We start from the raw sequence: 23,196 nt of genomic DNA, 5'->3' as shown, positions 1-23,196 counted from the left end.
CATGAACCTGACGCCCCGTCCGCGCGACCTGACCGCGCTGCTCAACAGCGACCGGACGGAACCGGCGGATACCGGAAGACCGGAATCGGTGGAAACCGGAATACCGAAAAACCGGAGGACCGTGAAACCGAACGACGCGGAGGGCTGGGTGAAGACCAGCGTGAGCCTGCGCGCCTCGACCCGACGCAGGCTCAAGACCTACGCCGCCGAACACGACATGCGCATCCAGGAGGTGGTCGATTCCGCCCTCGAGATGTACTTGGGCTTGAATGGAGGGGAATGATGGACCGCATCATGATTCTTGATGCGGATGGCCCCGCCGATCCGATAAGCTGTGAGCCTAAGAAACAAGGAGGACAAATGACAGAGAAAGAGGAGACCTTCGAACTTTCGTCCGAGCCTATGGAAGAGAAGACGAAGAAACCGCATCGCGGACGGGCCGTCGCCATTATCGCCGTTGCCGTCATTGCGCTGCTCGCGGCGGGTGGCATCGTGTGGAAGACCCACACGGATCGTCTCATGGCCGAAGCCAAGGCGGACTGCGCGGCAGCGAGCGAACGTCTCCACGTCGCGACGACCGCGTACAACGCGCTATTGAACGGCAAGGCCGCCAGTATGGCGAAGACCGACGTGAAAAGCGTGAAGGACGCGAAGACCCTTGACGTCCTATCCAAGGCCATGAAGGCATCCACGCCGAAGACCGTGTCCTGCAAAGCGGATTCAAGGGACGCCGTGGTCACGGCCACGAAGGCCATCACCGCGAACACGGCATGGTACTGGACGCACGGGAAGTCCCTGAACAGGCTGGTGAACGCGGTCGAAACGTCCAAACTCGACAAGACCGTGGACGACGCGAACGCGCTGTACAAGCAGACCGACGGCAAGGTGGCGGACGACAAGACCCGCGCAAGCCTGCTGGACGCCATCAAAAAACGCGACGCGGACGCCATCGCAAAAGCCGTGAAAGAGGTCAACGAATCGAAGACGGCGAGGGAGAAGGCGGACGCGGAGGCCGCCGCGAAGGCGAAAGCCGAACAGGAGGCCGCGGCTCAGGCCGCCGCCGCTGCGGCCGCACAGTCGCAACGGCAGGCCCAGTCGTACACGCCGTCCTATACGAACGCCGGCACGAGTTCGGGCCGCTCCTACACAAACGCCGGTTCGGCGGGCGCATCCTCGGATTCGACGGGCGGCTCGTCGTCCGGTGGGTCAGGCTGGTCGGGGCCGACCAGCGGCGGACACGGTGATCCAGGTGCCTGTAGTTTGGAGGATTGCTCCATCCCAATCCAACATTAAGCCGGTCGACTCCGTTTCTCTTTCAGGGCCGTTCCACGAACATCCGTGGGACGGCCCTTTCCTGTCTCCTGCGCGAATGTCCAAACCGGAGTCAGTGAAACCGGGTTGCAATGGTATCGGTCGGGGATCGCGATTCCCGACCCGACATAGTCAAGTGCAGAATCTCTGAAAGGAGAGGAACATTGGTTTCCACCAATAATAAACGGAAGGCGTTGGCGTTGCTGACGGCCGTGGTCACCCTGGCTGGCGGCCTGACCGCGGGCACCGCCTACGCCGGCGGCGAGGCCGGCAACAGGCCCGGCACCGGCGGCAGCGGCGCGGCAACGCAGTTCTGGCAGTACAAGGACGACGCGTCCGGCTCATGGGGTCCGGCGACCGACATCAACAGCGTGAGCAGCGCCATGGCCAACGCGGGCGTGAGGATGGACGACTCAGCCGGCAAGGCCGCAGCCGCGTTGAAGGATGCGAACGACCGTTGCGTGGACGGTTTCCACCAGCGCCATCCAGGCGAGGGCGACGGCGACTGCCGTGTCGTCGCGGTCGGCGCGGTCTCGGGCAACGGCACGACCACCAGCGTATGGAACGGGTCCGGCATCTACGACCAGAGCGTGTGGAAGGACAACTGGAACAAGTACATCGCACCAGGCGATTACAACTATGCTGGGACTCGTCACTATAAGACCTCTACCGCGTTTGATGATGATCCGTCCACGAGCGTGGACAAGCTCATGGAACGGTACGTGTCCAGCACGGCCAGCATCGTCATCATCGCGCTTGACAAGTACCAGCCCGTCCCGCCGAACTATACGCTGAGCGTCTCCACCACGCACGGGCAGAGGACCGATCTGAAGGTCGGCTCCACCGACCCGATCAGCGACATCCTGCACGCGAGCAACAACGGCAGCAGCATCAAGGAAAGCCTGAACGGCACCGCCATCATCCACTACGAGGGCCAGAAGAACGGCTACGTCGCCGCCAAGACGGTCAGCAAGCCGATCACCTTCGCCAACAACGGCGACACCCGGCTCGACAACCTCGCCACGCCCGCCGACTTCGGCATGAACCACTGGCAGGAAGGACAATACTGGATCGACATCCAGATCGCCAAGCAGGGCAGGATGAACGCGGCCGTCGACACGGCCGACAAGGATCCGGCCGAGACCTGGAGCGTGAGCGCCGAACCGCCATCCCCGCCGGTCAAGACCATCGACGAGGGCGTGAGCGCGGACGGCATGACCAACCGCACCGTCATCACCTACGGCACCGGCAAGGGCGGCTACGAGATGGCGTTCAAGGACGAGATCACCGCCGACGGCGTCGACTGCACCGTCGACAACTACCGTCTCGTCGACAAGAGCGACAACGACCGCGACGTGAGCGGCGAGTTCCAGATCGGATGGGACAAGGCCGCGAACACCGTGACCGCCGTGCGCACGGCCGACAAGGGCGAGATGCCATTGGACCACGAGATCGAGTTCAGCTTTGACATCACCGTCAGCAAGCCGAAGGACTTCAGGAAGGTCAAGGACCACGCGACCGGCAAGTGGAACCAGGAGCCCGAGGCCGACGCCGGCAGCAAGGAGTTCGACACCTGGCAGCCGAACCCGGACAAGTCCTGGATCTTCGAGCAGAACGGCAGATGGCAGGCCGTCATCGACCCGCAGGAGACCAACAAGACCGGCGGCGACTCGCACACCTACCTCGACGGTAGCCGTCTCGGCAGCGTCGTCAACGGCACCATCGGCAAGAATCTGATCCAAGCGCCCAAGAAGCTCGTCCTCACGGACGACTGGACTGCCGCCGACTACATCTTCGACGCCGACACGAAGAACATCCGCGTCTACGAGGCCGAAGCGGGCACCGACCGCGAAAGCAGCGTGAGCGACATCGTCAACACTGGCAAGGACGTGACCGACCAGTTCGACATCACAGTCCAAGGCACCAAGGCCACCGCCGCCGCCAAGACCTCCTACCTCAAAGGGCTCAAGGGACTGAAGAACCCGAAGCAGGTCACGCTCCTGATCCCCGGCAAGATCAACTTCGCCGACGGCAAGGGCGCGGAACAGGTCCGCAAGGACTACGGCAAGGCCGCGGGCGACGAGCTCACCTTCTGCGCCGCACCGACCGGCAAGAACCTGACCAACAGCGGCTCCGAGACCGTGAACAACCACACCGAACCGACCAACGAACCGCAGATCTGCGGCTACATCCCACCGGTCAAGAAGGACGTCGTGTCCGAGGCGAGCCAGGGCGGCGACCAGGAGAGCGTGGACGGCAAAGTCGTCCAGCCCGGCCAGAAGGTCGAATACCAGCTCAACACCCAGCCGCAACTGCCGGCCGACCTCGCCTACGAGGTCAAGTCCGTGAGCTTCACCGACTCCTACGACGCCTATCTGAAACCGGACAAGCAGACCCTGGAGATGATGGACCTGGACACCGGCAAGCCGGTGTCCAAGAAGAAGTACACGACCACGTGGGATGATTCCAAGCACATGTTCACCCTGACCGTCACCGACCAGGAGACGATCAGCCAGTGGCGCGCCGGCACCAGCCCCCGCCTCCAGGTCCGCTTCGAGGGAACCGTCGCCGACGACGCCCCCACCGACCACAAGGTCGGCAACAAGTGGGTGCTGACCCTCAACAACTCGATCACCCCGAGCAACGAGGTGTTCAACATCCCGCCGAAGCTCGACCCCGTCAAGAAGGACACGCAGAAGGACCCGACGATCAGCATCGACGGCAAGACCGCCCTGCTGGGAGACGAGATCTACTACCGCGTCGACATCGACGCCAGGCAGGACAACCAGGCCTACAAGGTCTGGAGGCTCGGCATGACCGACGACTACGACGACGAGTACCTGAAACTCGACGCCACCAACGTGGAGATCACCGACGAGACCGGCAAGGACGTCACTTCCAAGTTCAACATCCAGGACAAGGACGGCGTGCTCTACGCCTACGCCAAGCTGGTCGACACCGAGATCCCCGCGACGGGCGAGACCGTCAAGGGCGACCCGCAGCCGGAAGACCTCAAGGCCTACAGCGAGTCCGACGAGCATGACCCGCTCACTCAGCCCGCCATCGACCAGACGCTTCTCGGCCACACGTACACCGTGACCATGCCGATGACCGTCATCAAGGTCACCGACGGCTACACCGTGAAGAACAAGGCCACGCAGGTGCTCAACAAGATCCGCAAGGACACCAACGAGGTCACGAACCCCCTGAAGCCCATCAACCCGGCCAAGGACGTCACCGTGAAGGTCGGCGGCGCATCCGCCAACGGCAAGAGCATCTACAAGGGCCGCAGCTTCCTCTACCAGCTCGACAGCTCCATCCTGCCGGCCAACCGCGCCTACCCGCAGGTCGACAAGTGGGACATCGTCGACTCCCTCGACCCGGCCTTCGACGAATACACCGGCCAGTGGGCCGTGTACGCGACCCGCGACCTGCTTTCAGGCGGCGAGGTCCTCGCGTCCAAGGGCGACAGGATCGCCGGCTCCGGTTTCGACAGCTCGAAGCTCGGCGGCGACCTCTTCACCCTCTCCGCGGCCACCGTCGACGGCCGCAACGTCGTCACCATCGAAGCGACCGACCGCTACAGGGCCTCGTGTCCGACGACTCCCATGAGGCCGGCTGGCGCGCCTACATCCAGTGCAAGCGCCTCGCCGTGACCGACCGCCACGAGAATCAGTTCACGGAGCACTACAACGACAAGACTCTCGAATCCAACGTCGTGTGGACCCGCACCCCGGACATGACCCCGAGCATCGACGTCCAGAAGTGGGACCGCAAGTCCGGCTGGCCGAACGGCGACCGCGACAATTCGAAGGACGCTTTGACCGTCTCCGGCGACACGGAGATCGTGTTCACCATCACGAACACGAGCAAGACCGACCCCGACACGAAGCAGGGCGCGGTGTTCCGCACCAAGGACATCAAGCTCGAGGACTCCACCATCGTCGGCGACGGCGAGGTCGTGGACCTCAAGTACCCGGCCGACTGGGACACCAAGGTGCTCAAGCCCGGCGAAAGCGTCGAGGTCACCGGCACGCTCAAGGGCGTCACCAAGACCCACACCGACCGAGCCAAGGTCACCGGCACCCCGTTGACCGAATGTCCGGTCGACACGTCGGCCCCGTTCGGTGACGGCACCTCGGACGACGAGTACGGCTCCAAGCCCGAGGCCGAGACCGAGAGCAAGTCCGATGACGTCGTGACCATCGACGGCAAGGACTACTGCGCGGACACCAAGGTGGAGTCCGCCACCGACGACTGGAACGGCTACCGCAAGAGCCTCGCCCAGACCGGCGCGGGCATCGCGCTGATCGCGCTGGCCGCGGTCGTCGTGCTCAGCGGAGGCGCGGCCCTGCTGATCGCGTCCCGCCGACGCGAGGCGAAGGCCCCGGCCGACACCGAGGGCTCGGAGGAGTGATCCGACGAACCTGACCCCGGGCCCGTGCGGCGGACCGTTCCCCATGATCCGCCGTACAGGCCCACGGGCGCGCCCGGATCCTTTCCCTTCCCGGACGCGCCCAAGGCCCCCACCGGTACCGTCTTTGTTTTCTCCTTTGTGACGGCGCCGGGTTCGACTCCCGGCGGGGGCACGCCGCGGGAACCCCTTCCCGCGCACCATGGAAACCAGAACGGGGTGGCAGACCGGATCCCAATGAGGTCGGATCCGGCCTGCCACCCCTTTCCCTTGCGCACCGAACCGTCGGACACCGGACACCGGCGAACCCCGACGAAACGCGCGTCACACGCCAAGGAGAGGATCAAGAGAAATCAGCTGGGGATATGCGTCCAGTATCAGCTGATGGAGATTCCCGATCTTTGGGGCGGAAATCGTAATCGCAAGCGCGTATTCCAACTTGTCCGTTACGCTGAGCGATGCGCCACCCTCTTCACGGGCGTTATAGTGGATGTCAAACACCGGCTTGGCGAGTCTCGCTGCCTTGAATTGCCTCTCGGAGTGCAGTACCGTCTCCCACTTCCCCTGATCCGATCTTCTCTCGGCCTCTACGGGATATAGACTGGACGTTCCCATGCGGTTGCGGCTGAAGAAGGAATCGGTCCTTGCCGTTTTCTTTCCCTCATCAATTCGGTTCGCGTCAGGCCTGAACGTGACCTCAAGCGTAGAACGCGTATATGAATCCGGGGATTGGGGATCCACCCGGCAGGTAAAAGAAAACGTCGCTCTAATCTTTACGTCACCATGATCAAGCCGTGGCGGCACGGGTATGGTCGCCCGCACTATCTTCCCCGGCCTGATGCTGCCCTTGTAGATGACAAGAGCACGCCCGTCCTCAGTCGTGACGATTTCGGTGGCGTCGGATGGAACCTTCCCCCATCCGATTTCGCTCATATTGTCTTCCCTTCTGCGTTCCGCTGCATGAATCAGCAGCGTTTTCGCCACCAGCGGAGTTATTTCCGGGCCGCAGATCTCGCGTATACGCACAGCCTGCCGTAGCGCGTTGGGCGCGGCAAAACTCGTTCCCATAACCGGTACCGCTGCAGGTGACGTTCCAGGGCCAAGCACCATGAATTCATTGCCCTCCGTTCCGCCGAACGCCACCAAATCGGGCTTGACGATCCCGGGACTTCGCCCCGGGCCGACAGCAGAATACGGGGCTCTCATCCAATACACATCCTCAGAATCACACGCCCCGACTCCGAGGGCGTTGACTGCGTCACCCGGTGATTCGATGCGGTTGTTCCCGCTTTCGGCATCCCCTTCACCGTTGTTACCGACCGCCACGCTGAGCAGCATGTCCTTGGAAGAAAGAATCTGGTCAAGAACCGACGTCCATGCGCTCACATCGTCATCCTCAATCGGCAAATCTGGACCGAGGCTGAGATTGACGTAGTGGAAGGGGTACGATTCCAACACATTCTCGATGTTATTGAGCACTTTATACATCGCGATCGGATCATCGGACCTCGTTTCTGAATCAAGCACCCTCACCGCCGTTATCCGCGTGCGCAGCGGCTGCTGGCCGGACTTAAGGCTGCCGAACAGTAGCGCCGAGCATACCCCCAACCCGTGTTCCAAAAACCGCTCGTCATCATCGGCATCGGGATTCGCCTTGATATAGTCCACCCATGACGATATCGGGTTATCCGGCGGCAGCCCTCCGTCAAGCACCGCAACCCCCAGCTGAGACGCCGTACTCGGAGGTTCGGGAAGCGTAACGGGTTCCCGAATGCTCCTCACGGAGCTGATTGGGCTCAGCCCCAACCTCGGCATTGGGCGCAGAGCGCGGACGCTGGAGTATTCAGCAAGCCGTTTGACGGCTTCTTCCGGTCCCCGAATCGGAAGATACAACAGATTATTGGCCTTGAAGTTCATTCGCTCTTCGACGTTTACTCCGAGCCTTTCCGCGAGCTCCAAGAACTTCTGGGTATTATCTGGCGCCAAATCCTCGTCCAGCTCATGGAGAACCAGTTCGTACCATGCGTCATTGGAAGGCGCGGGATGATACTTGTCATCGAATGCGTAGTTGTCGATACGCTCGATTCTGACGATGTCCTTGATACCTGCGTACTCTTCACATCGAACGTCGGGGTCCTGCAGCAGGGAATCGAAATGCTCCAGCGATTGCCTGTGTCCCGCCACCAGCAACGTCCTAGACAGACGTGCACCTTTGTCTGGATCGTCGGCCGTTGTGATTCGTACCGGCTTGCTGCCCACCAAGGACAGGCCGGCCGCCCTGAGCAGCCCGGATGGATGATAAGACTTTGCCAGATACTTCGGATGCAACACCATCTGCAAGACGTGCACATCATTCGGCGCGAGGGCCGGATCGTCCGGCAGATTTGCAATCGCACTGTGCAGTTCCGGCTGCAACCGCGCACGCGATTCCTCGTATGTGTAGATATCTTTCGGCGTCGCCCCGCCGCGGGGAAGAACAATCGGTTCAGACAGCCGTTCGCCGTGTCCTATCAGATAATGCCGTCCCATGAATCATCCTTTCGAATTCGTTTTCTCAGTTCTGCGTCGTATAGTCTGGCGCGACACCCCGGTCATCTCGGAGGCGAGCCGTTGCGTCACCGCGCCGGTCTCCACGAGCGCGACCGCAAGGCTAATCCTCTGCGCGTGGGTCAGCCCTTCCGTGTTCTCCCTTATGTATTCGGTTATGGCATCCTCCGCCGGACACCGCCTCAGCACACACCGTTTCCTTATGCGCATCGCGACGGATCTCACCTCGCTGAAAGGCGCCCCCTTCATCACGATGCCCAGGGCTTCAATCCACGGGGCCGAAACCCCTCCAAGACTGTCCGATGCGCTGAAATCGCTTTCAAGCGCATTCATGATCTGCTTCTCGTCCGGCATAGGGAAATCTATTCGTAACTCGAACCGACGCCATACGGCGGGATCGATGAGTGACATGTTGTTCGTTGCCGCGAGTATGAGGCTCGCCGGGTTCCTGTCATCAAGTTCCTGCAGGAGAACAGTCACTACGCGCTTCATCTCGCCAATGTCCGAGTCGTCCGACCTGGTCTTCGCGATGGCGTCGATCTCATCGAGGAAGAGAATTCCCGGAGTGACACGAACCTTCGAAAATGCTGCTTTGATGTTGTTGCCCGACTCCCCGAGATGCCTGCCGATCGTCTCGGCCAGATCAAGCCGGTACATAGGCATTCCGAGCTGGGAGGCTATCCACCGTGCGGTCATGGTTTTCCCCACTCCGGGAGGACCGGTAAAAATCGCCGTCGAGGTCGGGGAAAGACCGTTAAGGGCGAGGACCGACGCGTTCTCGCGCTCCTCGAGCAGTCCCTCTACCTGTTTGACAATCCGCTCAGGCAGGAATGGCTTCTCCACATCGGAGCGTTGGCCCACGGGAAGGATCGGCGCCTCCCCAGTCCGACGTGACGCATGGCCTAATTCCCTTATCGGTGTCATATCGGGCACATCGCTGGACTGAAGTAACGATTCCAACGCCTTTGAGAACGACGCATCACCGACCCTGTATTTGCGTATCAATCTAGACACGTACATACGAAAGTCATTCAACTGCCCACCAAGTCCAAATTTAACAAGCTGGACAATTTCATCTTTAATATCTGAATCCTGTTCCACGTTTGCCAAGTATAGTCTATTGACATTCTGCAACATGCTGAAGCTCGCGGGACATTCTGATTCAATTGAGATAAAAGTGTTCCAACTGCTCCATATCCAACGGAAGATGCGGCGTCCCCCCGCGAAGGTGTCCGACCCGGCCCCGTCGCGCGCGCCTTACCTTTGACCTGTCAAACAAGCCAAGCCAAGGAAAGAAGGCAGGGACGAATGAACGGACATGACAGCATCATCCTCGCGGCGGGATCCAACGTGGTGACCAGCGCGCTCGACCTCTTCAGCCAGTTCGCGATCATCGGAGGCGGCCTGTGGGCCGTGTACGCGGCGCGCGACCTGCACAAGGATGGCGCCGTGATCACGGCCAAGGGCGACAAGCTCGCCGGCAGCGGCTTCGATTCCGAGAAGTTCGGCGGTGACCTGTTCACCCTCGACTACAAGGACGGCACCGCCGTCATCACCGCCACGGACGCGTACCGCGCGCTCGTGTCCGCCGACGTGGAGCACGAGAACGACTGGACCGCGTATATCCAGTGCAAGCGCATCAAGACCGCCGGCCGCGTCGAGAACCGGTTCACCGAGCACTTCAACGACAAGGGCCTCGAATCCAACGTCGTGTGGACCCGCACGCCGGACATGACCCCGGGCCTGCACCTGGAGAAGTACGACGTGAAATCCGGCGAGAGGCTCGGCGACCGCGACGACGTCAAGCAGGCGCTCAAGATGGACGGCGACTCGCTGGAGATCGCGTTCAAGATCACCAACACCAGCAAGGTCGATTCCAGCACGGGTGAGGGCGCGTGGTTCCGGGCCAGGGACCTCAAGCTCACCGACGGCCCCACCGGCGAACGGTCGGCGGGGCCTTTTCCATACCATCGTCCGAGCCTCTTCGGGTTCGTCGGGAACGTCCAAACCGGAGCCTTCTCGACGGCCATACCGTGGTCATGTCATCCAAAACAAGTCGAAAGGAAAACATCATGTACGGAATCACCATCGCGGCAGACAGCGGCAGCGTCGTCACCAGTGCGTTGCAGCTTTTCAGCCAGTTCGCCATCATCGGCGGTGGCCTGTGGGCCGTGTGGGGCGTGATCACCCTGGCCGGAGGACTGAAGGACCAGAACGGCCCCGCCACCCAGTCGGGCGTCTGGCAGGTCGTCGGCGGCGGTCTGATCATCGCGGCCGCGGCCCTGTTCTCCAACATCGCCCTGTAGACGGGAGGCCGCGCATGGTCGATTTCATCGTCGGCATCCTCAACTCGATAGGGTCCGGCGTCGGCGACGACCTTGTGGCCGACCTGCTGAAGACCCCCGCCGAATACAACGCGGGCATGTACCAGCTGAGCCTGACCGTCGCCCGCTCGGCGGTCAAACCCATAGCCAGCACGATACTGGCGATCATGTGCGTCCTGGAACTCGCCAGGGTCAGCACCCGGGCGGACGGCGACCGAGAGCTGGGCGTCAAGCTCGTCGCCATGGCGATGTTCAAGCTCACGCTCGTGTTCACCGCGGCCCAGCACAGCGAGCTCATGCTCCAGGCCATCGACGAGGTCGGCGACGGCGTGCTCGGCGGCATCCATTCGGCGGCGCTCACCACCGGCGCGTCGTCGGGCCTCGGCCTTGGCGACAGCATGCGCGACGCCATAGACTCCGCCGGCTGGATGGGCCAGATACCGTGCCTGATCCTGCTGCTCATCCCGTTCCTCGTCTCCAAGGGCGCGACCATCGTCGTCACCGTCGTCATCCTCCTGCGTTTCGTGCAGATATACATGCTCACCGCGTTCAACCCGCTGCCGATCGCTTTCATCGCCCAGGAGGAGACCCGCCAGTGGGGCATCAACTACTTCAAGCAGTACGCGTCTCTGGTGTTCCAGTGCGCGACCCTGTATCTGGCGATCCTCATGTACCGCACGCTCGTGGGCGGCACGCTCAACCCGAGCAAGTTCAAGGATGGCGACAGCCTCTCCGGCTGGGTGATGGACAACTTCATCGGCCTGCTCTTGGCGAGCGTCATGCTCATCGGCATCGTCATGGCGGCCAACTCCGTCGCCAAGAAGCTCTTCGGCGGCGAATGAAACACAACGCAATCCACGAAAGGAAGCAATCATCATGGCGTTGCAGATGCCCGTCTACAGGGAACTGACCACCATCGAGTCGAAGGTGTTCATGGGGATGAGCTGGCGGCAGTGCCTCGCCGCCGTCATCCTCGCCGTCGTGTGCGGGGGAGGGTACATCGGCCTGTGGTTCGGCCTGGGCATGGACCCCAACCTCGCCATGTACCTGATCTTCCCGCCCGGCCTGCCCGTGGCCATATGGGGATGGGTGAGGCCAAAGGGCCTCATGCCCGAGAAATACCTGAAATACATCCTGCGCCACTACACGCAGCGCGAGGTCTACCTGCTCGACGGTCCGGGCAGACCATACCGCACCGGCGCGAAACCGACGATCAAGGAAAGGTGAGGAATGTTCGGAAAGAAGAAACCCCAGGCCGCGCCGGCTGAAGGCGGTGCCGAAGCCAGGGCGAAGGCGCGGAGAAAGAAGGCGACGCGTCTGCCGAAGGGCGTCAAGCAGCTCATCGGCTACGACGCGATGCTGCGCAACGGGATCGCCAGCCTGGGCGACGGACGGTGGAGCGCCACCATCCTCTTCCAGGACATCAACTACCAGCTGAGCCCGGAATCCCATCAGATGGAGATCATCGACCGGTGGGCCAAGCTCATCAACAGCTTCGAGGCCGGGCAAAGCGTGCAGATCGCCTCCTACACGCGCTCACGCGGCGTGCGAGAGATCCTCGCCGACGTGATGATGGACGAGACCGGTGACAGCCTCGACCACTACCGGCTCGACTACAACCGTCTCGCCCAAGGCAAACTCGAATCCGTCAGCCGCAACACCAGCACCGTCAAGACCCTGACCGTCACCGTCCGCGAAAGCGACGAGCAGGCCGCCGTCGCGACCCTGAACGCCCTGTGCAACAACCTCGTCAGCCAGATGCGCTCCATCGACGCATGCAAGGCCACCCGGCTCGACCGCGAGCACCGGCTGCGCCTCATGGCCGAGGTGCTCCGGCCCGGCGAGGAGTTCCGGTTCGACGAACGCCGGTTCGAGCATCAGCCCGGCAAGCCCGACACCAAGGACCTCGTGTGCCCGTGGAGCATCGACGCGCGCAACCCCATCCAGCTGGACATCGAATCCCTGGACTCGAAATACCTGCATCGCACCATGTGGGTGTCCAGCCTGCCGCCGGAACTGTCCGACCAGCTGGTCAACGACCTGACCGGACTGCGCGCCCGCGTCGACGTGAGCATCCACCTCGCCCCATGGACCGCGGCGAAAGCATGACGCTCGTGCGCCGCAAGAACGCCGAGGTCAAGATGCAGGTCATGGACCAGCGGCGCAAGAACCGCAAACAGGGCCTCGACCCCGACGACCTTCCCGATGACCTCGCCGACCAGCAGGAACAGCTCGGCCAACTGCGCGACGAGCTGCGCTCCACCAACCAGAGGCTCGTGGACTCGATCATCGTGATCGGAGTGTCCGCGGCAAGCCAGGAGGAGCTGGAAGTCGCGTGCAGGAACGTGAAGGCCAAGGTCAACGCGCAGTCCTGCACGGCCGAGAGCCTCAAGTTCATGCAGATGGAAGGACTGACCGCCGAACTGCCGCTGGGCAACAACCCTCTGCCCATGAAACGCACCCTGACCACGAACAGCGCGGCCATCCTCATCCCGTTCACCACGCAGGAGGTGTTCGAGCCGCACGGACTGTTCTACGGAAGCAACGCGAGGAGCGGCAACCCGATCCTCGCGGACCGGCGCAGCCACATGAACTCCAACGGATTCGTGCTCGGCACGTCCGGCGGCGGCAAATCCTTCACCGTCAAACAGGAGATCGCCGGCATGTTCCTCAACCGTGACGACGAGGTGATCGTCATCGACCCGGAACGCGAATACCTCGCCCTCGCGGCCGCGTTCGGCGGACAGATCATCCAGATCAGCGCCGGCACCGGCACGCGCGTCAACCCGATGGACATCGTCCTGGAGGACGACTCGGCTTCCGACCCTGTCAAGGACAAGACCAACAACGTGGTCTCCATGATCGGCGCGCTCATAGGCGGCATCGACGGCCTCGACCCGCTCCAGAAGGGACTCGTCGACCAGTGCGTCAGCAACCTGTACACGCGCTACCGCAACCAGGGCGGGGGAGTGGTCCAGCCCACATTGCAGGACCTGCACGACGAATTGCAGGCGGGCGGCGACCAGGTGAGCCGGTACCTCGCCGACGCGCTCAACCCGTACATCACCGGCTCCATGAGCGGCTTCAACGGGCAGACCAACGTGGACCTGTCCAACCGGTTCACCGTGTTCGACGTGTCCGGCCTGTCCGGCGAGCTGCGCACGTTCGGCATGATGGTCGTCATCGACCAGGTGTGGAACCGCGTCATCCGCAACAAGGCCAACGGGCGGCGCACCTGGCTGTACGTCGACGAGTTCCACCGCTTCTTCTCCAACCAGTACGCCGCCGCCCAGTTCAAGGACATCTACAAGCGCGCCCGCAAATACGGGCTCGGCGTCACCGGCATCACGCAGAACGTCGAGGAGATCCTCGACCTCCAGGACGCGCGCGAGATGCTGTCCAACAGCGATTTCCTCATGCTCCTGAGCCAGAACAGCACCGACGCGGACGCCCTGTGCGAGCTGCTGACCCTGAGTGAGGAGCAGCGTCAGTACTTCACCGGCGTGCTGCCCGGCCAGGGACTCATGAAGATCGGCAGCGCTTACGTGCCGTTCGACGGTCGCATCCCCGCGGGCGGCGACCTCTACCGTCTGTATTCCACGACCTTCCAGGAAGGAAAGTAAACGCATGAGCGGAACCCAAGCCCACCACGCCGGAGGCACGCGCGCCCGCATCGGACGCGCGGCCACTGGCGTGGTGTCCAGCGCCGCGCAGTTCGGTGCGGACCGGACCGACATCGCCGATTCCATGGGCCACACCGCCGCCGAGATGGCGGGCCGCGCCGGCATATACGGCATGTCCTCCACCATGCACGGCGTGGGCTGGACGGCCGGCAGGGCGCGCCGCGTCATGAACCGCGGCAAACGCGCCCTGCGGTCGGGCAATGGGATGCGCAAGGCGGTCGGTAAACCCAAGGTGCTGTCCGAGGCGAAGCCCAGTGAGAAGATCGGCAAGTTCACCGCGAAAGGCAAGGCGAGCCGGCGGATCGGCAAACGCATAGGCGCAGGTCTTGGAAAAGCAGGCCGGGGCGTCAAACGGATGGGATCCACCGGCATGGGCTGGATGGACAAGACCGGCGCGAGGCTCACCGCTGCCGACGACGACTTCGCGTCGAAGCTGGGAAGCGCCACGCGCGACCTGTCCTTCAAAGCGGCACGCACAGGCGTGAGGGGCGTCAACTCGTCGGCCAAATTCATCTGGCGGCGTCGCCGCGCGCCCGTCAAGGCGGTACGCAGCGTGAAAGCCACCGGACAGGCCGCCATGCGTGCCGCCCGCGCCGCCGCGAACTTCGCGCGCACGAGCGTATCCCGAGCCATAGCGGGGGCCGCCTCCATCAGCCTTCCCATCATGCCCGTCATCGCGGCCATGCTCGCGGTGCTCGGCGTGCTTCTGGCCGCCATGGGCGCGTTCCTGGGATCCAGCGCCAGCGAATCCACGGTCTCGGGCGTGCCCGCGGAATACGAGGCCGATGTGATCCGCGCCGGATCCATCTGCCAGGTCGTCACGCCGGGCGTCATCGCCGCCCAGATCGACCAGGAGTCCGGTTGGAATCCGAAGGCCGGCAGCTCCGCCGGAGCGCAGGGCATTGCGCAGTTCATGCCGTCCACCTGGGCGTCCGCGGGCAAGGACGGCGACGGAGACGGCAAGGCCGACATCTGGAACCCGCACGACGCGATCTGGAGCCAGGGCAACTACATGTGCGGCCTCGCCTCGCAGGTCGAGACGGCCAAGAAGTCCGGGAAACTGACCGGCGACACGTTGGAGCTGACCCTCGCGGCGTACAACGCTGGCCTGGGCAGCGTGCTCAGATACGGCATGGTGCCGCCCTTCGAGGAAACCATCAACTATGTGCGGCGGATCAAGGAACTTGCAGCGACCAAATACACCGCAACGGGGACCGCCGAGGGTGGTACGGTCGGCTCCCTCGAACCGAAACTGACGGTCTCCGGCGGCATCGTGTCCACGGCCGGCATCACGCCGGACACGAGATACCCATGGGGGCAGTGCACCTGGTGGGCCGCGACCAGAAGAGCCGACATAGGAAAACCGATACCAGGGTGGGGCAACGCCGCCACATGGGCAGGTTCCGCGGCGTCGGCCGGCTACACGGTGGACGGCTCCCCATCCGCCGGCAGCGTCATCGTGTTCCAACCGGGAGTATTGGGCGCGTCCGCCGGCTACGGGCATGTCGCCATGGTCGAGGAGGTCCGCGGGGACGGGTCGATCCTGATCAGCGAGTCCAACGTGCTTGGCCTCGGCGTCGTATCCACACGCGAAATCAGCGCCTCCCAACTGGCCGCAGCCGGAAGTGGCGTCCGCTACATCCATTGAAAGGAAAACCAAGCATGGAACCAAAGAGGAACAGGATCATCGCCGCGACGGGATTTGCGGTCGCGCTCCTCATCCTGGGAGGAAACGTCGCGGTGATATGCGCCGGCAACGGAACCGCGGAGGACACGCAAAGCACCGTCGCCCGGCCGCGAACGAAAACCGAACCCGGACAAAAAACGGCTGGAGACGAAGAGACCGAGCCGGCGACGCCGACGGAGGATGATCCGTGCGCCGATCTCGCGCCGAAAGCGCTCGGCGTCTACATGGGCGACGAACGAGGCCAACTCGAAGGCGAATACTTCACGCCGGATGCCGCCGGCCTCGACATACCGGCATCATCCATAGCCCCGCAGCCATTGCCCGAGACCGAGTTCACCGGCTTCCCCGTGTCCATGGGGCGGCGGGTGGTGACATGCGCCGTATCCACCGGGCTGGAGGCATCCTGGGTGCTTGACTACACGCTCACTGACGACGGCTGGCGATGCGCGGCGGTCAAGGGCCCATTGGAAGGCGGATACCGGGTGCATGAAGGCAAACCAGAGGAACAAAAGTGATGAGGGCAAACGAACGGGATCAGCCAGTCCTCATCAAAGACGAGGGCGGAGAGGAATGACCAGGATCGACAGGAAGACGGGTGAGCCGATTCTCAGCCCCAAGCTTACGGTCGACCAGCTGTACGCCATGGCCAACGAGCCCGGTTGGCGTCCATGGATGCGCCTGATCGCCGAACATCCACACGCGTGGCCGGAGCTCGCCGAATGGTGGCATACCGCGCAGGAGCAAGGCTTTGACACGGCCGGTGCCGCGCCGCTGCCGCCCGCGTCCATGCGCGGCCGCCGTCGCGTCGCCATACCGTCCGCGCCGCTGCCGCCGGAAGACGAGCCGGGGCAGGAACCCGTGCCGGCATCTATGGAATCTGTGGATGAGACCCGGACCGCCGAGCCGGAACAGTCCCATCCCGACGATTCCGCGGAGAAGGCCCTGAAGGACGCCGACGGCGATTTCGCGGCGCTCGAACAGGTCGCCGCCCCGGAGCCAACCACAATGAGCCTCCCGCCCATATCGGAACCGGAGCCGACGGAAACCGGGAAGACCGAAAGACCAGGAGGGCTGTCGGCGGCCGTCACCTACTCGGCCGACCTCGACGATCTGAAGGTGCGCCGCGTCTTCCCGGCCGGGAAAGCGCTCGTCGCGATCGTCATGGCCGCGAGCCTCATAGCCGTGTCCTGGATGGGACTGCAAATCAAAAACCGCCACGTCGCCGCCATGCGGCAAGAGGCGCATGAGACCGCAATCAGCGCATGCGACTCGGCCGAAGCGACACGCAGGACCATCCAGTCCGACCTGGACAGGACCACGGCCAAAGCCTCCAAACTATTGAAAGGCACCAGTCGCGGCCAGGTCGCGGATCCCAAGACCCTTGATGCGTTGAACCGGCTCCTGGGCGCAAAGACGACCACCATCAGCGGTTCCTGCGCGTCCGACGCCGCCACATCCGACCTGGACAGGACCACGGCGTCGCTGCACAGAACGACCAAAGAGCTCAAGAACCGTCTCACCGACCTCAAGGCCGCAACCAAGGCCGTCGCCGACAGCAAGCTCGACAAGACCGTGGACGACGCGAACGCGCTGTACAAGCAGACCGACGGCAGGGTGGCGGACGACAAGACCCGGGAGACCCTGCTGAAGGCGGTCAAGACCCGTGACGCGGATGCGATCGCGAAAGCCGTGAAAGAGGTCAACGAATCGAAGACGGCGAAGGAAAAGGCCGACGCGGAGGCGAAGGCCAAGGCAGAACAGGAAGCGGCCGCGGCTGCCGCCGCCGCGCAGCAGCAGGCCCAGGCGTCGCAATCCCAATCGGCTCCACAGCGGCAAACGCCCTCATATTCGGGAGGAAGCCAATCGCAATCCCAAGGAAGTTCCGGATCCGGTTCCGGAACCGGACGACGCCCGTCTTCGGGAGGCTCGTCGTCCTCCACCAATACGGGCGGAGCCTCGCCGGGATGGTCCGTGCCCACGCCATCAGACGGGGGCACCGGATTGCCTGGCAGCGATCCGGGGCTCTGATTCGTGAAAGGTGTAGCTGTTGGGCTTCATGCCGCTGCCTTCCATTCTTTGGAGTGCCTGAGCGTGGATTTCGGTCTGGCGATGGCGGTTCCCGGCCATGCCTTGCGGCTGAGGAACGGGTGGAGTCCTCGCAGGCTGTAGATGCATTTGTCGTTGTCCAATTGCGCGAGCTCGTCGGGTGTGAGGAGTTCGCGTCCGGTGCGCTGGTAGTTGGTGGTGTGGCTGCCGGACACGCCCTTCGAGTCGCTGGTGGTGCGGATGTCGATGGTTTCCTTGCCGAGCAGCTTGCTGAGCCATTCAGTGGTGGACTGCTCGTTGCCGCCGAGGAACAGCACCGAGTCGCAGTTGCCTACGATGGTTTCCCACGAGTCCTTGTACATCGTCTTGAGCTGGGCGATGGTCTGGAGGATGATACTGACGCTGACCTTGCGCGAGCGGATCGTGGCGATGAGCTTGTCGAAGTTCGGGATGCGTCCCACGTTGGCGAACTCGTCGAGGAAGCAGTGCAATGGTGTGGCAAGGCATTCGCCGGGGTAGGTGCGGCAGCGGCGGATGATGCTGTCGAACAGGCACTGGTAGAAGATCGCGGCCAAAAAGTTGAAGGTGGGGTCCTCGTCTGGCAGGGCGAGGAAGATGGCCGTCTTCCCGTTGGGATGCTTGTATCCGCCCTTGTGCTCGTCCGCATATCCGCCGATCCGGTCGATACCGAGGTTGTCGTCGGAGAGGATCTCCCGGACCGGGCCGACTGTCAATGGGGCGAGACGCACGCCGAGGCTGATGATGATGCCCTTCTTGGTCTCTCCCGCGCCCTGGGTGAAGGGCCTGTACTGGCGGGCCGCGAACTTCAGGCCCTGGGCGAGACGCCATGCCTCGCGCAGGTCCGGATCGTCGTGGTCCGCGCCGTCGCGATTCCATTCGGCGCGGGTCTCCTCATAGATCTCCGTGGCGGTCCGGGCGACGGCGTCGACCTGGCTTTCCTTGGTCTCGTCCTGTTCGCTGGCTTCGAGCAGATCGCGCATGTCGGCGACCGCGTTGAGGGTCTGGCCTGCGTCGATGTTCAGGCAGTCCTTGAGGATGTCGTCGGGCAGGTAGTAGACGAACGCGGTGAGCGCGGTCAGCAGGCTGCGTTCGGATTTGGTCCAGAAGTCGTCGGTCTGGTGCTCCTTGGGTGTGGAACCGTTGGTGTTGTCCATGATGTTGGTGACCAGGCGCATGATCGCCACGTCGGGCTTGTCGGGGTCGATGTAGCGCATGGGGTTGAATTTCGTCTCGCTGGTCAGGTCCACCAGGTCGAGCTGTTTGACCGTGTAGCCCATCTTCTTCAGTTTTCCGCTGGTCTTCGCGTAGAGTTCGCCCTTCGGGTCGGTGCAGGCGTAGTTCATGCTGCCCTTGAGGATGTTGGGGATGACGTGCGTGGCGGTCTTGCCTGAACCGGATCCGCCGATCACGGTGGTGTTGAGGTTGCGTCGCGTGGCCTGGGCGTCGAGGCTCAGGCCCTCGGTGGCTGTCATCTGGAGGTTCTGCCTGGTGTCGTTGTCGGTGTATGGGGCCATCTCCCGGCTGGTGGACCAGCGTGCGGACCCGTACTCCTCGCCGTCCCTCCAGTTGCGTTGGCTCGTGCTCCACCGGTAGAGGTGGAACAGGCCGACAGCGCACGCGCCGCCCAGTCCGCACAGGAGGCTGGTCCGGTCGAATCCCAGGGCGGTCGGATGCTGGAGCATGGTCGTCATGTCGTCCATGATCCGTTCCACGCTTTCGCCGGCCGTGATGCCGGCCTGGACGCGGGTGGCCGCGAGGTCGGCGAGCCAGAATCCCGCGAGGATGGTCAGTGTCTTGATGGCGATTCCTCTTATTCGTTCCATGGTTGTTCCTTTCTATTGTTTTCTTTCGTTGAGGTTCTCGTTGAGTCGGGTCTTGAACCGTTCGTACAGCGTCTTCCTGCTGGTGATCCGCCCTTCGTCCGGGTCCGTTCCGGTCTTGGAGTCGTTCCCGCCGGCCGCTTCCGTGTCCGGGCCGGCTGCCGGGGGTGGGAGGGGCGTGACGATGGTCATGCCGGCCGGGTCGGCGTCGATGCTGAATGGTCGGCCGCCGGCCATGATCGTGGACATGAGCCGGCCGACGTGACTGTTGATGTCGATCCATTCGCCGGTGCCGGTCTTGTCCGGTCTGATGCCGCTGACGGTGGTCCGTGTCATTGCTCCCCGTCCGGCTCGTCGTGGCTGGGGTCGAATGCGAGGCTTGTGGCCTCGATATCGATGCCGGAGCCCTCGTCTCCGGCGGTGCCTTTGACCATGAGGCGAGATCCCTTGTGCGCGTTGTCGCGGATGTTCGCCGAGTGATCCTCGCCGCTGGCATGGATGGTGATCTTCGGCCCGTCGGCGTCGGCCAGTGTCTCGAGCAGCCAGTCGTCCTGTCCTCCGTGCGGCTGCGGATCTCTGATGAGGGTGCCCTCGAACCAGATGACGGGTTCCGGCTGGTCGTTTGCTTCTGTTGTCATGTGTGTCTTCTGTTCCTTCGTGTGGAATGAATGCGGGGCTGCGCGGAAGCGCGCCGCCCGTGGCTGGAGAGGATCTACAGTCTTGGCCCGCGACGCTTTGTCGTGGATTCTGTCTGTGCGGGTGCTTCGCGATCCGGTTCCGGCCGGTCGCGGTCCAGGCTCTGGGCCGGCTGGGGCTCCTTCAGCTGGTCGAGCTGGTGGAGCGTCCACGTGGACAGTTCACTGTCGTATGAGGCGCGGGCGAGGATCTCGTCGCGGTTGTCCCAGACGAGCTGGTCGGCCTGCTGTTGGGTGACGCCCGTCCAGTCGCCCTGCTCGTTGATGCGCATGAGCGGGTCCGTCCGCGGGTCCCATCCGCCCATCTCGCGTTTCTCCGCGATGTCCGCTTCGGTGAGACCGTCGCCGGCGAGCTGGACCGCCTTGTCGGACGGGTAGGTGAGGTAGGCGGCGATGTCGTTCTCGGGGTCGTGAGCGTTGACCTCGCTTACGATGCCGTGGAGGATCCCGACCGCGGTCGGGTCGGGGGAGTCGTATCGTTCCAGGATGTGGCTCGCGTGTAGGCAGGACGCCTTGCGGTGCCGCTCGTAGAGTATGGCCGGATCCTCCTCGACCTTCGTCACGAGGTATCCGGCGTCCTCCCTCGCCTTCACCGCCTTGGCGAGTCTTCCCTCCGCGTCGGGGTCGGAGGGGTCGATGACGGTGTGTTCGCGGTCGGCCATGTCGTTGTCGTCGTATTGCCATTCCGCTTGTGGGCGGTTGGCGTAGGACACCTCGATCCGGCCGGCCAGACGGTCCGTGTCCTTCCATGCGGGGTTGTCGTGGAAGTCGATCTGCACGGCGCGTCCGTCCGTGAGCCTTGCCTCGAGGTAGTTGCCCATGGCGTTGCCGCCTTGGGTGATGCCGGTGATGTCGGGGTCCTGTTCGAGCAGTCGTCTGACGTTTTCCTGGGTCAATGGCATGTTCTCGCTCCTTTCCTTTTGCGTGGTTTTCTGGTCTCTACCTTCCGTCTCGCGGGTCTCGTCGGGTTTGGACGTCAGTCGTTCGAGTTCGGCCTGTTTTTGCCGGTATTCGTCCTCGTGGGCGAATGGTTCGGCCAGTGTCTCCTGCGCGGCGGCGAGTTCCTGGATGAGCAGTCCGGCGGCCTGGCGGCGTTGGCGGCTGGTCCACCGTCCTTCGTCCGTTTCGGCGGTCCGGTCGACGAGTCGGCGCGCCCATTTCATTGCGACGGCCGGCTTGTACGTGCCAGCGCGCTGGTATTCCGTGAACCGGCCCTGCATGCGGCTGATTTGCGGCCAGGATTCCTCCACGGTCTTGTCGGCGAGTTCCACCGATGCCGTGTCGAGCGTCTCCTCGGCGTCGCGGTTGCGTTTCTGCGCGTCGATGATCGTCTGGACGAGCGTCTGCGGGTCGACCTGCATGGTGCGGCGTTCCGTGCCGCGGCCGGTGAACAGTTCGACCGGGGTGTCTGGTTTGAATCTGAGGTTGACTGCCCGCCCCTCGTTCTTCTGCCTCTGGTTCTTTCCGCTCATGAACATGTCGGTGGCCCAGCCGGTCAGGTCCTGTCCGTCGATGACGGTGCCGCGGGGGAGGCCGACGATCATCTTCGGCCAGTCGCGGCCGTCCTTCGCGCGCAATATATAGGTATGCGCGAGCCTGTTCGCCACCCACGCGTTCGGCCAGACCTGCTTCGCCATCGCGGCCGTCCAGGCCGGTGTCTGCGTCTCGGTGGCGGGGTCGGCGGACTGCGCTGGCTGTTCCTGCTGGGGGAGCGCTGGCGTCGGTGAGACGGGGCGGCCCTGGAGGATCGAGATGGCGGCCTGGTCGGTGAACTCGTCCCAGTCCGGGGCGCGCCGTCCGTCGTTCAGGTTCAGCAGCGGCTTCTGCTCCAGTCCCGGTTTGAGCAGTCCGCTGCGCATGACGCGGCCGGTCATGCCCTGGGCGACGGATCCGCCGTCCTGTTCGCGCCAGTGCTGGTATTCGTCCCGGTAGACGCGGCTTTGGGTGAGCAGTTCGCCGTCGCTCATGCTTTTCGCTGGGAAGGATTCCCTCATGTCTTCGCTGTGGCTGATGGTCGTGATCTGCATGCTCAGGTCGTCGTATTGCAGGTGCTTGAAGGTCATCGCGTCGAACAGTCCCTGCTGGTTTCGGTGCCAGGAGAAGACCATGAGGTCGTATCCGTTGTCCTCCAGGAAGAACACGCAGGGGCGCGGCTCGTGCTCGACCGCGTTCTGCATGAGGCTGGCTTGGAGCAGGTCGGGGTCGAGGCGGCCCGCCGCGGACGCGGCCACGGCGAGACTGTCGCTCCATCCCATCGGGAGCGGCCGGCCCGTCGTCGGATCCGTCATGCGGTACCGGCCCGGCTCGGCCACGGTGTCCCACCGGTCGGGATGACGGTGGTTCCACTGTTCGATGCCCGCGAGCATCGCGTCCATCGGGCTCTGCCCGTCCGCCGGTCGGATGGCGAAGGATTCGGTGGCGCGGGTGGTGTCGCCGGCGATCGTGTTCCGGTGAACGATGGTGTCGCCAGGACCGTAGATCATGCCCACCGAGTCCTCGCCGGCCGTCCTTGCCGTGCCAGCCGTCCATATCGTGTCGCCGGACGAGGCCCACATGGTCACCGGCCATGGTGTCGGATCGTTGGTCCCGTTGATGGTGTCCTGGAAGATCGCGGCGCTTTTCGTCGCCTGTTCCTGCTGGTTCATTGT

General features: G+C 63.5%; 15 protein-coding genes and 2 pseudogenes. 11 read left to right on the top strand and 6 right to left on the bottom strand.

From position 1 onward, the window contains the following. The first annotated feature begins 1 nt into the window (after position 1). The 3 genes and pseudogenes from BBPC_RS05870 to BBPC_RS05860 all read left to right on the top strand — a co-directional run bounded on the left by BBPC_RS05870 (position 2) and on the right by BBPC_RS05860 (position 5,728). Positions 2–283, top strand: a complete 282-nt coding sequence (locus BBPC_RS05870) for a hypothetical protein (RefSeq protein WP_004220361.1) — start codon at positions 2–4, stop codon at positions 281–283. 77 nt (positions 284–360) lie between these two features. Beyond that, the gene (locus tag BBPC_RS05865; protein ID WP_033500614.1) at positions 361–1,293 is read left to right on the top strand and encodes a hypothetical protein; all 933 of its coding nucleotides are present in this window, start codon (positions 361–363) and stop codon (positions 1,291–1,293) included. Positions 1,294–1,403: 110 nt separating this feature from the next. Beyond that, a pseudogene (locus tag BBPC_RS05860) lies at positions 1,404–5,728 on the top strand (LPXTG cell wall anchor domain-containing protein). A gap of 321 nt (positions 5,729–6,049) precedes the next feature. Here the strand turns inward: BBPC_RS05860 and BBPC_RS05855 are convergent. Next, positions 6,050–8,254, bottom strand: coding sequence for a S8 family peptidase (locus BBPC_RS05855; RefSeq protein ID WP_004222638.1), 2,205 nt, complete (start codon positions 8,252–8,254; stop codon positions 6,050–6,052). 3 nt (positions 8,255–8,257) lie between these two features. Beyond that, positions 8,258–9,292: an AAA family ATPase gene (locus BBPC_RS05850; protein ID WP_161658413.1), complete on the bottom strand. Its 1,035-nt coding sequence runs from the start codon at positions 9,290–9,292 to the stop codon at positions 8,258–8,260. Positions 9,293–9,580: 288 nt separating this feature from the next. On the opposite strand from BBPC_RS05850, the gene BBPC_RS09995 reads away from it, so the two are divergent. From BBPC_RS09995 to BBPC_RS05810, 8 genes and pseudogenes are all read left to right on the top strand, one after another. Beyond that, positions 9,581–10,456 (top strand): LPXTG cell wall anchor domain-containing protein, encoded by an 876-nt coding sequence (locus BBPC_RS09995; RefSeq protein WP_004222632.1) that lies wholly within the window; start codon positions 9,581–9,583, stop codon positions 10,454–10,456. Further along, positions 10,345–10,578, top strand: a complete 234-nt coding sequence (locus BBPC_RS05840; RefSeq protein WP_008783366.1) for a hypothetical protein — start codon at positions 10,345–10,347, stop codon at positions 10,576–10,578. The genes BBPC_RS09995 and BBPC_RS05840 overlap by 112 nt, the downstream gene beginning before the upstream one ends. A gap of 14 nt (positions 10,579–10,592) precedes the next feature. After that, complete coding sequence (locus BBPC_RS05835) at positions 10,593–11,438, top strand: type IV secretion system protein (RefSeq protein WP_004222625.1); 846 nt, start codon at positions 10,593–10,595, stop codon at positions 11,436–11,438. Positions 11,439–11,472: 34 nt separating this feature from the next. Then, complete coding sequence (locus tag BBPC_RS05830) at positions 11,473–11,823, top strand: PrgI family protein (RefSeq protein ID WP_004222615.1); 351 nt, start codon at positions 11,473–11,475, stop codon at positions 11,821–11,823. Between the two features lie 3 nt (positions 11,824–11,826). Continuing rightward, positions 11,827–14,219: pseudogene (locus tag BBPC_RS10230) on the top strand (VirB4-like conjugal transfer ATPase, CD1110 family). Between the two features lie 4 nt (positions 14,220–14,223). Then, entirely contained in the window at positions 14,224–15,927 is a 1,704-nt protein-coding gene (locus BBPC_RS05820) for a lytic transglycosylase domain-containing protein (protein WP_004222608.1), read from the top strand. A 14-nt stretch (positions 15,928–15,941) separates the two neighbouring features. After that, on the top strand, positions 15,942–16,481 hold the full coding sequence (locus BBPC_RS05815; protein ID WP_004222607.1) for a hypothetical protein: 540 nt from the start codon (positions 15,942–15,944) through the stop codon (positions 16,479–16,481). Positions 16,482–16,536: 55 nt separating this feature from the next. Continuing rightward, on the top strand, positions 16,537–17,994 hold the full coding sequence (locus tag BBPC_RS05810; protein ID WP_004222605.1) for a hypothetical protein: 1,458 nt from the start codon (positions 16,537–16,539) through the stop codon (positions 17,992–17,994). A gap of 26 nt (positions 17,995–18,020) precedes the next feature. Here the strand turns inward: BBPC_RS05810 and BBPC_RS05805 are convergent, their stop codons facing one another. The 4 genes from BBPC_RS05805 to BBPC_RS09650 all read right to left on the bottom strand — a co-directional run bounded on the left by BBPC_RS05805 (position 18,021) and on the right by BBPC_RS09650 (position 23,193). Beyond that, positions 18,021–19,856: a VirD4-like conjugal transfer protein, CD1115 family gene (locus BBPC_RS05805; RefSeq protein WP_004222604.1), complete on the bottom strand. Its 1,836-nt coding sequence runs from the start codon at positions 19,854–19,856 to the stop codon at positions 18,021–18,023. 12 nt (positions 19,857–19,868) lie between these two features. Beyond that, entirely contained in the window at positions 19,869–20,189 is a 321-nt protein-coding gene (locus tag BBPC_RS05800) for a hypothetical protein (protein ID WP_004222602.1), read from the bottom strand. Then, complete coding sequence (locus BBPC_RS05795; protein WP_004222601.1) at positions 20,186–20,491, bottom strand: hypothetical protein; 306 nt, start codon at positions 20,489–20,491, stop codon at positions 20,186–20,188. The genes BBPC_RS05800 and BBPC_RS05795 overlap by 4 nt, the downstream gene beginning before the upstream one ends. A 74-nt stretch (positions 20,492–20,565) precedes the next feature. Then, positions 20,566–23,193: a hypothetical protein gene (locus BBPC_RS09650; protein ID WP_004222599.1), complete on the bottom strand. Its 2,628-nt coding sequence runs from the start codon at positions 23,191–23,193 to the stop codon at positions 20,566–20,568. Positions 23,194–23,196 lie beyond the last annotated feature (3 nt).

It is taken from the genome of Bifidobacterium pseudocatenulatum DSM 20438 = JCM 1200 = LMG 10505, from assembly GCF_001025215.1.
Lineage (GTDB): Bacteria > Actinomycetota > Actinomycetes > Actinomycetales > Bifidobacteriaceae > Bifidobacterium > Bifidobacterium pseudocatenulatum.
Note: the sequence above shows the minus strand (reverse complement) of the source record. Positions and strands in the feature narration are given on the sequence as shown.